We start from the raw sequence: 14,247 nt of genomic DNA, 5'->3' as shown, positions 1-14,247 counted from the left end.
CCCCTGGTGAAGCTGCCCCTTGGGCTACTTCTCGACCTCGGCGGCCAGCTTGTCGAGGACGGCGTCGTAGATACGGCCGAGGCCCTTGGGGGCGAAGGTCCGCTCGAAGAAGCCGCCGATGCCGCCCGCGCCGTCCCAGACGCTGGTGACGACGACCCGCGACCTGCCCTCGCCGGCCGGGGTGACGCGCCAGGTGGTGACCATCGAGGAGTTGCGGTCCTTCTCGACCAGTTCGCCGTCGGTGGGCTCGCTGACCTCCAGGAGACAGTCGCGGACGCGCTTCTTGGTCGCCTGGAGCTTCCAGTGGACGAGGGTGCCCTCGCCGTCGCCGCCCTCGCGCACCTCGTACTCGCTGAACTGCTCGGACAGCACCTTGCCGCGCGTGCCGCTGTAGTCGGCGAGGGCGTCGAACACCGTCTCCGCGTCCGCCGCGACGATGCGCTCCGTGGTGGCCTCGACCTGCGCCATTGCGTTCCTCCAGCAGCTGGTTCTTCGGGGGTTCGCGCTCACCCAACCACCCCGCCGCCCGGCCGCCCAAATCGGGGTGCCCCAAGGGGTCCGGCGGGGGTGCCGGTGAGGAGCTTCACAAGACTCGAACATACGATCGCGCGATCAAGGGAACATGTGTTCTATTCTGTGGTCAGTGCTACCGAGGAGGTGTCATGCGCTGGGAGAACCTCACAGTGGAGTCCGGCTCCGGCTCCGGCCGGGGGGACGCCGCGCTGTTCGGCGCGGACGCGGTGACCACCCGTACCTTCGACTCCCCCGAGTTCCGTGGGATCACCTTCCACGAGATCCGGGCCCGTTCGATCATCAACCGGGTGCCGGGGGCCTCTCGCATGCCGTTCGAGTGGACGGTGAACCCCTACCGGGGCTGCACGCACGCGTGCGTGTACTGCTTCGCCCGCAAGACCCACAGCTATCTGGACCTCGACACCGGCCTCGGCTTCGACTCCCAGATCGTGGTCAAGGTGAACGCGCCGGAGCTGCTGCGCCACCAGCTGGGCTCACGCCGCTGGCTCGGCGACCACATAGCGATGGGCACCAACGTCGACTGCTACCAGCGCGCGGAGGGCCGCTACCGCCTGATGCCGGGCATCCTGACCGCCCTGCGCGACCACGCGAACCCCTTCTCCATCCTGACCAAGGGCACGCTGATCCTGCGCGACCTCGACCTCCTGGTACAGGCGTCCCAGGTCACGGACGTCGGCATCTCCGTCTCCGTCGGCTTCACCGACCCGGAGCTGTGGCGCACGGTCGAGCCGGGCACGCCCGCTCCGGAACGGCGCCTGGACGTCGTACGGACCCTGGGCGAGCACGGCATCGGCTGCGGGGTGCTGATGGCCCCGGTGCTGCCGTTCCTCAGCGACCATCCCGCCCAACTGCGGGCCACCGTACGGGCGGTCGCCGCCGCCGGGGCGACCTCCGTGACCCCGCTGGTGCTGCATCTGCGCCCCGGGGCCCGCGAGTGGTACATGGCCTGGCTGGGCCACCACCACCCGCATCTGGTGCGCCGGTACGAGCGGTTGTACGCGGAGGGCGCCTACGCCCCCAAGTGGTACCAGCGCCGGATCACCGGGCTGGTCCACGACCTGGCCCAGGAGTACGGGATCGGCCCCACGCGCGCGGGGATGCCCCGCAGGCTGCCGGCCCCCGTCGAGCCCGAACCCCTCGCGCCCGGGACGGCCACACCCGAGCCGGTCCAGCTGAGCCTGCTCTGAAGGAGTTCTGAAGGAGTTACCGGAGGGCTCTGAAAGAGTGCGGCCATGAACGACCCGATCATCGTCCGCGAGATGACCCTCGACGACTGCGACCGCGTGTCCGAGATCCGCGTCCGGGGCTGGCAGCACGCCTACAAGGGCCTGATGCCGCAGCCGTATCTCGACGCTCTCAGCGTCGCGGAGGACGCCGAGCGGCGGCGTACGTTCTTCGTGGGCGCCGGGTCGGAGGTGGTGAACCTGGTGGCCGAGCGGGCCGGCGAGGTCGTCGGCTGGGCCTGTCACGGGCCGTACCGGGACGGCGAGTTCCGCACCGAGGACGCCGAGCTGTACGCGATCTACGTGGACGTCGGGCAGTTCGGCGCCGGGGCCGGACCGGCCCTGCTGCGGGAGTCGGCCGACCGGTGCACCGCCGCCGGACACCGGCGCATGCTGCTGTGGGTGCTCAAGGGCAACGCCCGCGCACGGCGGTTCTACGAGCGGGCCGGGTTCGCGGCCGACGGTGCCGAGGAGCCCTTCGAGGTGGCCGGGGCCGCCGTACCGGAGGTGCGGTACGCGCGCGTGCTGCTCGACTGACGGCTCACCGCTCCCCGGGTCACCGCTGCTTCGGGATGCGGGCCAGCGCGTGCACCGCCGCCTCCGCGAGGGCCGGGTGGGCGAGCGCCTCGTTCAGGACCGGGGCCGCGCGGCGGTCCCCCAGGGTGCCAAGCCCCTCCACACAGGCGAGCGCCACCCGGCGGTGGGGGTCGTGCGGTTTCAGCCTGCGGGCGAGTGTCGTGATCAGCGCGGGCACGGACTCCGGGGCCTGCAGTTCGGCGAGCAGGCGGACCGGGTGCAGGGCGTAGGCGACGCGCAGTTCGTTGGTCGCGAGGGCCGCTGCCGCGCGGGCCGTGCGGGGATCGCCGAGGCGGGACAGGGCGTACGCGGCGGAGGCGCAGCGCTGCGGGTCACGGTGGTTGAGGAGGAGGACGAGGGCCTCGAAGGCGCGCCGGTCCCCCGTGAGCCCCAGCCGGAAGGCGGCCAACTCTCTCGCCCACAGCGGCCGTCCGGGGGCGGTGAGGACATCGGCCAGCTCGTCCCGGTCCTCGGTCGCCACCAGGTGCTCGTACGCCTTCGAGGCCCCTGCCCCGGCCTCGGTCCGTAAGCGCTCCGTGAGTGATCGCAACTCATTGTCCATGAAGCCGAGGTTAGGTGCGGGGAGAGGACCCCGTGGGCAGGATCCCGGGACGTACATCACAAATTCAGGGGCTGGCGCGCTCGTTACCCACCGGTTAAGCTCAGACGAGCGAGTTACCCACTCGTGTTCTGCTTGCTTACGACGGCCTGGTGACGCAGCCGTCGTGAGTGTCGGTCGGTTCGGTACGTGAAGTACCGCTGTACGGCACGGCTTTGGGACAGGGCCTGCCGGATCCGCCGCTCCTCCCGGGCGTGTGCGCTCGCTGCCCGGCAACACCCGCACTCCTTCTCGCACCCGGTGCGCCCCTTCGGCGCACCCGTGGTGCTCCCAGTCGTCACCACCCTCATTCCTGGAGTCCCGCGATGGCCACTCCCCTGTCCCACACCTCTCCGTCCGCGCTCAGGACCGTCGCCGTGATCGGCCTCGGCACCATGGGCACCGGCATCACCGAGGTGCTCACCCGCGCCGGCCGCGAGGTCGTCGGCATCGACATCAGCGAGGCCACGGCCGCGAAGGCCGTCGCCGCCCTGGAGATGTCGACCGCCCGTGCCGTGGTGCGCGGCCGGCTCACCGAACAGGAGCGCGAGGACCTGCTGGCCCGCTTCCGCACCTCCACCGACCTGCGCGCGGCGGCCGACGCCGACCTGGTCATCGAGGTGGCGCCGGAGTCGTACGAGATCAAGCACCAGATCTTCCGCGCCCTCGACGACATCGTGCGCCCGGAGACCATCCTCGCGACCGGCACCAACGCCCTCTCGGTGACCCGGCTCGCTGCCGACTCGGCGCGTCCCGAGCGCGTCCTGGGGCTGCACTTCTTCAACCCGGCGCCGGCGATGAAGCTGGTCGAGGTGGTCTCGTCGGTGCTGACCGCGCCGCAGGCCGTCACCGCGGTCACCGATCTGGCGATCGAGCTGGGCAAGGAGCCCGTCGCGGTCGGCGACCGCCCCGGCTTCGTCGCCGACGGGCTGCTGTTCGGCTATCTCAACCAGGCCGCGGCGATGTACGAGGCCAAGTACGCCTCCCGCGAGGACATCGACGCGGCGATGCGGCTCGGCTGCGGACTGCCGATGGGCCCGCTCGCCCTGCTCGACCTGATCGGCATCGACACGGCCCGTACGGTCCTGGAGGCCATGTACTCCGAGTCCCACGACCGGCTGCACGCCCCGGCGCCCGTTCTCAAGCAGCTCAGCGAGGCGGGCCTGACGGGCCGTAAGTCGGGGCGCGGCTTCTACTCGTACGAGGCGCCCGGCAGCGACACGGTCGTCGCGGACGCGCTGACCCCGCTCTCCGGCGCCCCGGAGACCTCCGGCCGCACGGTCCGCTCGGTCGGCGTCGCCGGCTCCGGCACGATGGCCTCCGGTATCGCCGAGGTCTTCGCCAAGGCCGGGTACGAGGTCGTCCTGGCCGCCCGCAGCGAGGAGAAGGCACAGACCGCCAAGGCCAGGATCGGCAAGTCCCTGGCCCGCTCGGTCGACAAGGGCCGGCTGACCGCCGAGGCCGCCGCCCAGACCCTCGACCGGATCACCGCAGCGGGCTCGTACGACGCCTTCGCGGACGTCGACCTGGCCGTCGAGGCCGTCGCCGAGGACCTGGAGATCAAGCAGCAGCTGTTCGCGACGCTGGACAAGGTCTGCAAGCCGGGCGCGGTGCTCGCCACGACGACCTCCTCGCTGCCCGTCGTCGCGTGCGCCCGTGCCACCTCGCGTCCGCAGGACGTGATCGGCATGCACTTCTTCAACCCGGCGCCGGCGATGAAGCTGGTCGAGGTCGTCCGTACGGTGTTGACGGCCGACGACGTCCACTCAACAGTCCGCGAGGTCTGCGTCAAGATCAAGAAACATGCCGTCGACTGTGGCGACCGGGCTGGATTCATCGTCAACGCATTGCTTTTCCCGTATCTCAACAACGCGATCAAGATGGTGCAGGAGCACTATGCATCTCTTGACGACATTGACGCGGCGATGAAGCTGGGCGGCGGCTACCCGATGGGCCCGTTCGAACTGCTCGACGTGGTCGGCCTGGACGTCTCCCTGGCCATCGAGAAGGTCCTGCACCGCGAGTTCCGCGACCCGGGCCTCGCCCCGGCGCCGCTCCTGGAGCACCTGGTGGCCGCGGGCTGCCTCGGCCGCAAGACGGGCCGCGGCTTCCGCGAATATGCCCGCCGCTGACGGGACCGGCGACCGGTTCGGACCCGTCCTCGGCCCCGGCCTCGAACGCGGCTTCGGGTCCGGCCCCGGGCACGACGAGGACTGGGGCGGGCTGCTCGACCCGGCCTCGGCACCCCCGCCCACGCAGGGCGGGGGTGGTCCGGGACGTGCGCACCACCCTGCGCACATGCAGTACGTTCGGGTCATGTCCCAGGCCGCCAAGTCCTCCCGCACCCCTGCCACGCCCGACGCTCCGGAGAGCGCCGCGGGCAGCCGCGCCGCCGCCCAGCGGCTCAAGATGCGCCGCGAACTGGCCGCCGCGGCGATGGAGCTGTTCTCGACCAAGGGCTACGAAGGCACCACCGTCGACGAGATCGCGGCCCGGGCCGGCGTGGCCCGTCGTACCTTCTTCCGACACTTCCGCTCCAAGGAAGAGGCGATCTTCCCGGACCACGACGACACGTTGATCCGGGCGGAGGCGGTGCTCAACGCGGCACCCGCGCACGAACACCCGCTCGACACCGTGTGCCGCGGCATCAAGGAAGTCATGAAGATGTACGCGGCCCGGCCGGAGATCTCGGTCGCCCGCTACAAGCTGACCCGCGAGGTCCCCACCCTGCGGGAGGCGGAGATCGCGTCGGTCGCCCGCTACGAACGCCTCTTCACCCGCTATCTCCTGGGCCACTTCGACGAGCACGCGCACGACGACGACGCGAACGACGACCCGCTGCTCGCCGAGGTCGCCGCGTCCGCCGTGGTCACCGCCCACAACCACGTCCTGCGGCGCTGGCTGCGGGCGGGCGGCCAGGGCGACGTCGAGACCCAGCTCGACCACGCCTTCGGGATCGTACGGAAGACCTTCGGTACGGGCATCGGCGCCGGACGCGACACCCCGCCCCGCACGGCGCCGGCCTCGGTGACCTCGCAGGGCGAGGTGCTGGTCGCGGTGGCCCGGACCGACGCGCCTCTCGACGAGGTGATGCGGACCATCGAGCAGGCGCTGAAGGAACGGTCGTAGAGAGGCCGTAGGCAGGAAGAGGCGGGTCGCGGACACTGCGGCCCGCCTCTTTCGTGCACCCAGGGACCTACTCCTCAGTAGCCTTTGATCGATCATCGCTCATTTGTTACGTAAAGATTTCATTTGAGGCCACTTTCTGGCACCCAGTGCCTTGCTACCTGACACGGGGTGCCATACCTTGAAGGTGTCCGGGCGGCCGGCGTGCAGAGACCATTCGTACGTCGGCTGTCCCCGCAAACCACGTGCTTGCGCGCCCGGACGCCTGCGTCACAGGCAACCTCCCGCGCCACCCCGCGCTGCCGAAAGCACCTCCCGCCGAACCGACGGCACTTCTCACCCAAACCCTCAGCAGCACCGACGTAACCCTCAGCGTCTCCCCTCAAGACGCCATTCGCCGGAGGCAACACCGTGACCGTGAAGGACATCCTGGACGCGATCCAGTCGCCGGACTCGACTCCGGCCGATTTCGCCGCCGTTCCGCTCCCCGAGTCGTACCGTGCGATCACCGTGCACAAGGACGAGACGGACATGTTCGCGGGCCTCGAAACCCGCGACAAGGACCCCCGCAAGTCGATCCACCTGGACGACGTCCCGGTGCCGGAACTCGGCCCGGGCGAGGCCCTGGTGGCCGTCATGGCATCGAGTGTCAACTACAACTCGGTGTGGACGTCGATCTTCGAGCCGCTCTCCACCTTCGGCTTCCTGGAGCGCTACGGCCGGCTCAGCGAGCTGACCAAGCGGCACGACCTGCCGTACCACGTCATCGGTTCCGACCTCGCGGGCGTCGTCCTGCGCACCGGCCCCGGCGTCAACTCCTGGAAGCCCGGCGACGAGGTCGTCGCGCACTGCCTGAGCGTCGAGCTGGAGTCCTCCGACGGGCACAACGACACGATGCTCGACCCCGAGCAGCGCATCTGGGGCTTCGAGACGAACTTCGGCGGGCTCGCCGAGATCGCCCTCGTCAAGTCCAACCAGCTGATGCCCAAGCCGGACCATCTGTCGTGGGAGGAGGCCGCCGCACCCGGGCTGGTCAACTCCACCGCGTACCGCCAGCTGGTGTCGCGCAACGGCGCCGGAATGAAGCAGGGCGACAACGTCCTGATCTGGGGCGCGAGCGGCGGACTCGGCTCGTACGCCACGCAGTTCGCGCTGGCCGGCGGCGCCAACCCGATCTGTGTCGTCTCCAGCGACCAGAAGGCGGACATCTGCCGCGCGATGGGCGCCGAGGCGATCATCGACCGCAACGCCGAGGGCTACCAGTTCTGGGCGGACGAGCACAACCAGGACCCGCGCGAGTGGAAGCGGTTCGGCAAGCGCATCCGCGAGCTGACCGGCGGCGAGGACGTCGACATCGTCTTCGAGCACCCCGGCCGCGAGACCTTCGGCGCCTCGGTCTACGTCACCCGCAAGGGCGGCACGATCGTCACCTGCGCCTCCACCTCGGGCTTCAACCACGAGTACGACAACCGCTACCTGTGGATGTCGCTCAAGCGCATCATCGGCTCCCACTTCGCCAACTACCGCGAGGCCTGGGAGGCCAACCGCCTGGTCGCCAAGGGCAAGATCCACCCGACGCTGTCCAAGGTGTACGCCCTGGAGGAGACCGGGCAGGCCGCGTACGACGTCCACCGCAACCTCCACCAGGGCAAGGTCGGCGTCCTGTGCCTGGCCCCCGAGGAGGGCCTCGGTGTGCGCGACGCGGAGAAGCGCGCCCAGCACATCGACGCCATCAACCGCTTCCGGAACATCTGAGACCGGAGGTCATCGATGAGTGAGCGTCAGAAGGACCGGCCGTGGCTCATGCGCACGTACGCCGGTCACTCCACGGCCGAGGCGTCCAACGAGTTGTACCGGCGCAACCTCGCCAAGGGCCAGACAGGTCTGTCGGTGGCCTTCGACCTGCCGACCCAGACCGGGTACGACCCCGACCACATCCTCGCCCGCGGCGAGGTCGGCCGGGTCGGCGTGCCCGTCTCGCACCTCGGTGACATGCGCCGGCTGTTCCAGGACATCCCCCTGGACCAGATGAACACCTCGATGACGATCAACGCCACCGCCATGTGGCTGCTGGCGCTCTACCAGGTCGTCGCCGAGGAGCAGGGTGTCGACATCACCACGCTCCAGGGAACGACCCAGAACGACATCGTCAAGGAGTACCTGTCCCGGGGGACCCATGTGTTCCCCCCGGGACCCTCGCTCCGGCTGACGACGGACATGATCTGCTACACGGTCAACCACATCCCCAAGTGGAACCCGATCAACATATGCAGCTACCACCTCCAGGAGGCGGGGGCGACCCCGGTCCAGGAGATCGCGTACGCGATGTCCACGGCCATCGCGGTGCTGGACGCCGTCCGGGACTCGGGGCAGGTGCCGCCCGAGAAGTTCGGTGACGTCGTCGCCCGGATCTCCTTCTTCGTGAACGCGGGCGTCCGCTTCGTCGAGGAGATGTGCAAGCTGCGGGCCTTCGGACGGATCTGGGACCAGGTCACCCAGGAGCGGTACGGCATCGACAACCCCAAGCAGCGCCGCTTCCGGTACGGCGTCCAGGTCAACTCCCTCGGGCTGACCGAGGCGCAGCCGGAGAACAACGTCCAGCGGATCGTGCTGGAAATGCTGGCGGTGACGCTGTCGAAGGACGCACGCGCGCGTGCCGTCCAACTGCCCGCCTGGAACGAGGCGCTGGGGCTGCCCCGGCCCTGGGACCAGCAGTGGTCGCTGCGGATGCAGCAGGTGCTCGCCTACGAGAGCGATCTGCTGGAGTACGAGGACATCTTCGCCGGGTCGCATGTCGTCGAGGCGAAGGTGGCCGAGCTGGTCGAGGAGTCCCTCGCCGAGATCGGCCGTATCCAGGAGATGGGCGGCGCCATGGCCGCCGTCGAGTCGGGCTACCTCAAGTCGCAGCTTGTCGCCTCGCACGCCGAGCGCAGGGCCCGTATCGAGTCCGGTCAAGAGAAGATCGTGGGCGTCAACATCTTCGAGTCGACCGAGCCGAACCCGCTCACCGCGGACCTCGACGCGGCGATCCAGACGGTCGACCCGGCCGTCGAGGCACGGGTGACCACCGCGCTCCAGGGCTGGCGCGACACGCGCTATCAGCCGCCCTTCAACCACCCGCGCCCGTGCAAGGCGCTGGAGCGGCTGAAGGAGGCCGCGAAGGGCACCGACAACCTCATGGAGGCCACCCTGGAGTGCGCCCGCGCCGGAGTCACGACCGGTGAGTGGGCCGGGGCCCTCCGTGAGGTGTTCGGGGAGTTCCGGGCGCCGACCGGGGTCTCGTCCGCGCCGGTCGCGGTGACCGCGGAGGAGGGCACCGCGATGGCACTGGTGCGGCGCCGGGTCGCGGACACGGCGAAGGAGATGGGCGTCGGCAATCTCCGCTTCCTGGTGGGCAAGCCGGGCCTGGACGGACACTCCAACGGGGCCGAGCAGATCGCCGTACGCGCGCGGGACGCCGGGTTCGAGGTGGTGTACCAGGGCATCCGGCTCACCCCGGAGCAGATCGTGGACGCGGCCATCGAGGAGGACGTGCACGCGGTCGGCCTGTCGATCCTGTCCGGCTCGCACGCCCAGCTCGTGCCGGATGTCCTGGAACGGCTCCGTGTGGCCGGTGCCACAGATATACCCGTCATCGCCGGTGGGATCATCCCCAATGGTGACGCCGAACAGCTGAGGGCTGCGGGCGTGGCCGCGGTCTTCACCCCGAAGGACTTCGACATCACCGGAATCATCGGCCGCATCGTCGACGAGATCCGGAAAGCGAACAAGCTCGACCCCCTGGAGGTCCCCGCATGACCACGCCCGTCAACCGTCTGCGCCCCCGGCGCTCGTGTCTGGCCGTCCCGGGGAGCAACCCCCGCTTCCTGGAGAAGGCCCAGGGCCTGCCGGCCGACCAGGTCTTCCTGGACCTGGAGGACGCGTGCGCGCCGCTCGCCAAGCCCGAGGCGCGGCACACCATCGTCAAGTTCCTCAACGAGGGCGACTGGACGGGCAAGACGAGGGTCGTGCGCGTCAACGACTGGACGACGGAGTGGACGTACCGCGATGTCGTCACCGTCGTCGAGGGGGCCGGCCAGAACCTCGACTGCATCATGCTGCCGAAGGTGCAGGACGCTCAGCAGGTCGTCGCCCTCGATCTGCTGTTGACGCAGATCGAGAAGACGATGGGCTTCGAGCTGGGCAAGATCGGTATTGAGGCGCAGATCGAGAACGCGCAGGGCCTCAACAACGTCAATGCGATCGCTCAAGCCAGTCAACGTGTCGAGACGATCATCTTCGGCCCGGCCGACTTCATGGCGTCGATCAACATGAAGTCGCTGGTCGTGGGCGAGCAGCCGCCCGGCTACCCGGCGGACGCCTACCACTACATCCTCATGAAGATCTTGATGGCCGCCCGCGCGAACAACCTCCAGGCGATCGACGGCCCCTACCTCCAGATCCGCAACGTCGACGGCTACCGCGAGGTCGCGCAGCGCGCCGCCGCGCTCGGCTTCGACGGCAAGTGGGTGCTGCACCCGGGCCAGGTCGAGGCGTCCAACGAGATCTTCTCGCCCTCCCAGGAGGACTTCGACCACGCCGAGCTGATCCTGGACGCGTACGAGTACTACACGTCCGAGGCGGGCGGCAAGAAGGGCTCCGCGATGATCGGCGACGAGATGATCGACGAGGCCAGCCGCAAGATGGCGCTGGTCATCTCGGGCAAGGGGCGGGCGGGCGGTATGAAGCGGACGTCGAAGTTCGAGATCCCCGTCTACTGAGGAGCCCTGAGCACCATGCAGTTCGGACGCACCTACGAGGAGTTCGAGGTCGGCGCGGTCTACAAGCACTGGCCCGGGAAGACGGTCACGGAGTACGACGACCACCTCTTCTGTCTCCTGACGATGAACCACCACCCGCTCCACCTGGACGCCAACTACGCCGAGAACACGACGGACTTCGGCAAGAACGTCGTGGTCGGCAACTACATCTACTCGCTGCTGCTGGGCATGTCCGTGCCGGACGTGTCGGGCAAGGCGATCGCCAACCTGGAGATCGAGTCGCTGAAGCACGTGGCGCCGACCTTCCACGGCGACACGATCTACGGCGAGACGACGGTCCTCGACAAGACGCCCTCCCGGTCGAAGAACGACCGCGGGATCGTCTACGTCGAGACCAAGGGCTACAAGCAGGACGGCACGCTGGTCTGCGTGTTCCGCCGCAAGGTGATGGTGCCGACCGAGACCTACATCAAGGAGCGCGGCGGCGAACAGCCCGGCCGGCCCCAGCTCAAGGAGCAGGAGAAGTAGCCATGGCGCGACTCGCCCAGACCGCCGGTCTCACCGACATCCAGCGGGAGATCCTGTCCACCGTGCGGGACTTCGTGGACAAGGAGATCATCCCGGTCGCGACCGAGCTGGAGCACCGCGACGAGTATCCGCAGCAAATCGTCGACGGCCTCAAGGAGTTGGGCCTGTTCGGCCTGATGATCCCGGAGGAGTACGGCGGCCTGGGCGAGTCGCTCCTGACGTACGCGCTGTGCGTCGAGGAGATCGCGCGTGGCTGGATGTCGGTCTCCGGGATCATCAACACGCACTTCATCGTGGCCTACATGCTCAAGCAGCACGGCACGCAGGAGCAGAAGGAGTACTTCCTGCCGAGGATGGCGGCGGGCGATGTCCGCGGTGCCTTCTCGATGTCGGAGCCGGGGCTCGGCTCGGACGTGTCGGCGATCACCTCCAAGGCCGTCCAGGACGGCGACGAGTACGTCCTCAACGGCCAGAAGATGTGGCTGACGAACGGCGGAACGTCCACTCTGGTCGCCGTACTCGTGCGAAGTGACGAAGGACACCCGGAGGGGACCGCGCCGCACAAGTCGATGACCACCTTCCTGGTCGAGAAGGAGGCCGGTTTCGGTGAGGTCCGGCCCGGGCTCACCATTCCGGGCAAGATCGACAAGATGGGCTACAAGGGCGTCGACACCACCGAACTCATCATGGACGGCCTGCGAATTCCGGCCAACCGGGTACTCGGTGGCGCCACCGGCCGAGGTTTTTACCAAATGATGGACGGCGTCGAGGTGGGCCGCGTCAACGTGGCCGCACGTGGTTGCGGGGTAGCTCAGCGTGCCTTCGAACTGGGCGTCTCGTATGCCCAGCAACGGCACACTTTCGGCAAGGCGATCGCCCAGCACCAGGCGATCCAGTTCAAGCTGGCCGAGATGGCTACCAAGGTCGAGGCCGCGCATGCGATGATGGTTAACGCGGCACGCAAAAAGGACTCCGGGGAGCGAAACGACCTCGAAGCAGGGATGGCGAAGTACCTCGCCTCCGAGTACTGCAAAGAGGTCGTCGAGGACGCCTTCCGGATCCACGGCGGCTACGGCTTCTCCAAGGAGTACGAGATCGAGCGCCTCTACCGAGAGGCTCCGATGCTGCTGATCGGCGAAGGTACCGCCGAGATCCAGAAAATGATCATCGGGCGCAGGTTGCTCGAAGAGTACAAATTCCAGGGCTGATTGTCCGGTTCGGGGTGTTTTCTTCGAGAAGAAGATCACACCCCGTCAGCACTCTTCAGCCGCCGACTCGGCTTCCTGGCTTACCCAGTTGTGGCTGTGAGCCGCTACGATCGCGGGAAAGCCGCCGTCCCCTGATACAGCGCGGCATCATCCGCTACGAAGGTCATCCATGCCCCACAGCCAAACCTCTGCACCTCGCGACAGCCTGGCAGGCGTACGCCTGGCGCGCGGAGCATCGCCGTGGCTCCTCCCGACACTCGCCACCGCAGCCCTCAGCCTGGTACGCGCGCGCAAGTCCGGCGCCGCCAAGGCCGTGGCCGTACCCGCCACCGCGCTGGCGGCGGGCATGCTGTGGTTCTTCCGTGACCCGGAGCGCGAGATCACCCAGGGCCGGGTCATCTCCCCCGCCGACGGCGTGGTGCAGAGCATCATGCCGTGGAAGGACGGACGCACCCGCGTCGCGATCTTCATGAGCCCGCTCAACGTACACGTCAACCGCGCGCCCCTCTCCGGCACGGTGACGTCCGTCGAGCACATCCCCGGCGGGTTCGTTCCGGCGTTCAACAAGGAGAGCGAGAACAACGAGAGAGTCGTCTGGCACTTCGACACCGAACTCGGTGACATCGAGATGATCCAGATCGCCGGTGCGGTCGCTCGCCGCATCGTCCCGTACGTCCCGCAGGGCACGAAGGTCGAGCAGGGCGACCGGATCGGCCTGATCCGCTTCGGCTCGCGCGTCGACATCTACCTCCCCGAGGGTGTCGAGGTCGCGGTCGAGGTCGGCCAGAAGACGGTGGCAGGGGTGACTCGCATTGACCGTGATTGATCCCGAGACACGGGCCGGCTGGGTGCCGGAGGCCGACGAGGTGGGTGACGACGAGGAGGAGATGCCCCTCTCTCTCCGCCTCTCAATAGCGGACACCCTCACCCTCGGCAACGCCACCTGCGGCTTCATGGCGGTGTACTTCACCACCACCGGCATCCTGATCCCGCACCTCACCGGCAGTGACGAGTCGGGCATGGCCCGTCACTCGGCGGCCACCGCGGTGATCCTCATGCTCTGCGCGGCGGTCTTCGACCTCTTCGACGGTCTGGTCGCCCGCAAGCTGCGCTCCTCCCCCATGGGCGCCGAGCTGGACAACCTCTCCGACCTGATCAGCTTCGGCCTGGCACCGGCGTACTTCGTCCTGGTGTACGGCATGGTCGCGGACGACGCGTACCAGAAGGTGGCCGCGGTCGGCGCGATCGTCGTCCTGCTGGCGGTCGTGCTGAGACTCGCGAGATTCTCCTGCGTGACCGTGAAGGACGGCACCTTCCAGGGCATGCCGAGTCCCTTCGGCGCCCTGACGGTCGTCTCGATCGTGCTCCTGGAGCTGCCGTTCGTGGCCACGCTCATGGCCATCGTCGGCACCGCCTGGCTGATGGTGAGCCGGGTCGAGTACCCGAAGCCCCGGGGTCCGCTCGCGATCGCGATGGTCTCCTGGATCGTCTCCGGGATGGCCCTCCTGGCGGCCTGGGCGTTCGACGCCCCCGGCGGCCAGCTGCTCCTGCAGACCGGCTGCGCCCTGCAGCTCGTCCTGGGCGCGGTGATCCCGCTCTTCGCCACGGCCCGCCGCGTGAACAACTTCCGCGACAACCGCCGCGAGGCACGGGCGGCGCAGCTGCCGTAGCGGTCTCAGCGGTGTGTTGTACGG

General features: G+C 68.7%; 13 protein-coding genes. 11 read left to right on the top strand and 2 right to left on the bottom strand.

Annotated elements, in window-relative coordinates; translation table 11 throughout:
* Window positions 1–24: 24 nt before the first annotated feature.
* Window positions 25–468 (bottom strand): SRPBCC family protein, encoded by a 444-nt coding sequence (locus tag CW359_RS13340; RefSeq protein WP_105970106.1) that lies wholly within the window; start codon window positions 466–468, stop codon window positions 25–27.
* Between the two features lie 194 nt (window positions 469–662).
* On the opposite strand from CW359_RS13340, the gene CW359_RS13335 reads away from it, so the two are divergent.
* Window positions 663–1,721 (top strand): Rv2578c family radical SAM protein, encoded by a 1,059-nt coding sequence (locus tag CW359_RS13335; RefSeq protein WP_105970105.1) that lies wholly within the window; start codon window positions 663–665, stop codon window positions 1,719–1,721.
* Between the two features lie 45 nt (window positions 1,722–1,766).
* Entirely contained in the window at window positions 1,767–2,294 is a 528-nt protein-coding gene (locus CW359_RS13330) for a GNAT family N-acetyltransferase (protein WP_105970104.1), read from the top strand.
* A 19-nt stretch (window positions 2,295–2,313) separates the two neighbouring features.
* On the opposite strand, the gene CW359_RS13325 is transcribed toward CW359_RS13330, so the two are convergent.
* The gene (locus tag CW359_RS13325; protein WP_105970103.1) at window positions 2,314–2,895 is read right to left on the bottom strand and encodes an adenylosuccinate lyase; all 582 of its coding nucleotides are present in this window, start codon (window positions 2,893–2,895) and stop codon (window positions 2,314–2,316) included.
* A 362-nt stretch (window positions 2,896–3,257) separates the two neighbouring features.
* Here CW359_RS13325 and CW359_RS13320 point away from each other — a divergent pair, with 362 nt between their 5' ends.
* The 9 genes from CW359_RS13320 (at window position 3,258) to pssA (ending at window position 14,223) form a co-directional block, all read left to right on the top strand.
* Entirely contained in the window at window positions 3,258–5,063 is a 1,806-nt protein-coding gene (locus CW359_RS13320) for a 3-hydroxyacyl-CoA dehydrogenase family protein (protein ID WP_105970102.1), read from the top strand.
* A gap of 184 nt (window positions 5,064–5,247) precedes the next feature.
* The gene (locus CW359_RS13315) at window positions 5,248–6,060 is read left to right on the top strand and encodes a TetR family transcriptional regulator (protein WP_198655209.1); all 813 of its coding nucleotides are present in this window, start codon (window positions 5,248–5,250) and stop codon (window positions 6,058–6,060) included.
* Between the two features lie 408 nt (window positions 6,061–6,468).
* Window positions 6,469–7,812, top strand: coding sequence for a crotonyl-CoA carboxylase/reductase (gene ccrA / locus CW359_RS13310; protein WP_105970100.1), 1,344 nt, complete (start codon window positions 6,469–6,471; stop codon window positions 7,810–7,812).
* Between the two features lie 15 nt (window positions 7,813–7,827).
* Window positions 7,828–9,855, top strand: a complete 2,028-nt coding sequence (locus CW359_RS13305) for a protein meaA (protein ID WP_105970099.1) — start codon at window positions 7,828–7,830, stop codon at window positions 9,853–9,855.
* Window positions 9,852–10,817 carry an HpcH/HpaI aldolase/citrate lyase family protein gene (locus CW359_RS13300; protein ID WP_105970098.1) on the top strand — a complete coding sequence of 322 codons (966 nt, stop codon included), beginning with the start codon at window positions 9,852–9,854 and terminating at the stop codon, window positions 10,815–10,817. The genes CW359_RS13305 and CW359_RS13300 overlap by 4 nt, the downstream gene beginning before the upstream one ends.
* Window positions 10,818–10,832: 15 nt before the next feature.
* Window positions 10,833–11,345, top strand: a complete 513-nt coding sequence (locus CW359_RS13295; RefSeq protein WP_105970097.1) for a MaoC family dehydratase — start codon at window positions 10,833–10,835, stop codon at window positions 11,343–11,345.
* A 2-nt stretch (window positions 11,346–11,347) separates the two neighbouring features.
* Window positions 11,348–12,553 (top strand): acyl-CoA dehydrogenase family protein, encoded by a 1,206-nt coding sequence (locus CW359_RS13290; protein ID WP_105970096.1) that lies wholly within the window; start codon window positions 11,348–11,350, stop codon window positions 12,551–12,553.
* Window positions 12,554–12,722: 169 nt separating this feature from the next.
* On the top strand, window positions 12,723–13,379 hold the full coding sequence (locus tag CW359_RS13285) for a phosphatidylserine decarboxylase (RefSeq protein WP_105970095.1): 657 nt from the start codon (window positions 12,723–12,725) through the stop codon (window positions 13,377–13,379).
* Between the two features lie 22 nt (window positions 13,380–13,401).
* Entirely contained in the window at window positions 13,402–14,223 is an 822-nt protein-coding gene (gene pssA, locus CW359_RS13280) for a CDP-diacylglycerol--serine O-phosphatidyltransferase (RefSeq protein ID WP_105970094.1), read from the top strand.
* The last annotated feature ends 24 nt before the right edge of the window (window positions 14,224–14,247 follow it).

Source organism: Streptomyces geranii (assembly GCF_002954775.1).
Lineage (GTDB): Bacteria > Actinomycetota > Actinomycetes > Streptomycetales > Streptomycetaceae > Streptomyces > Streptomyces geranii.
Note: the sequence above shows the minus strand (reverse complement) of the source record. Positions and strands in the feature narration are given on the sequence as shown.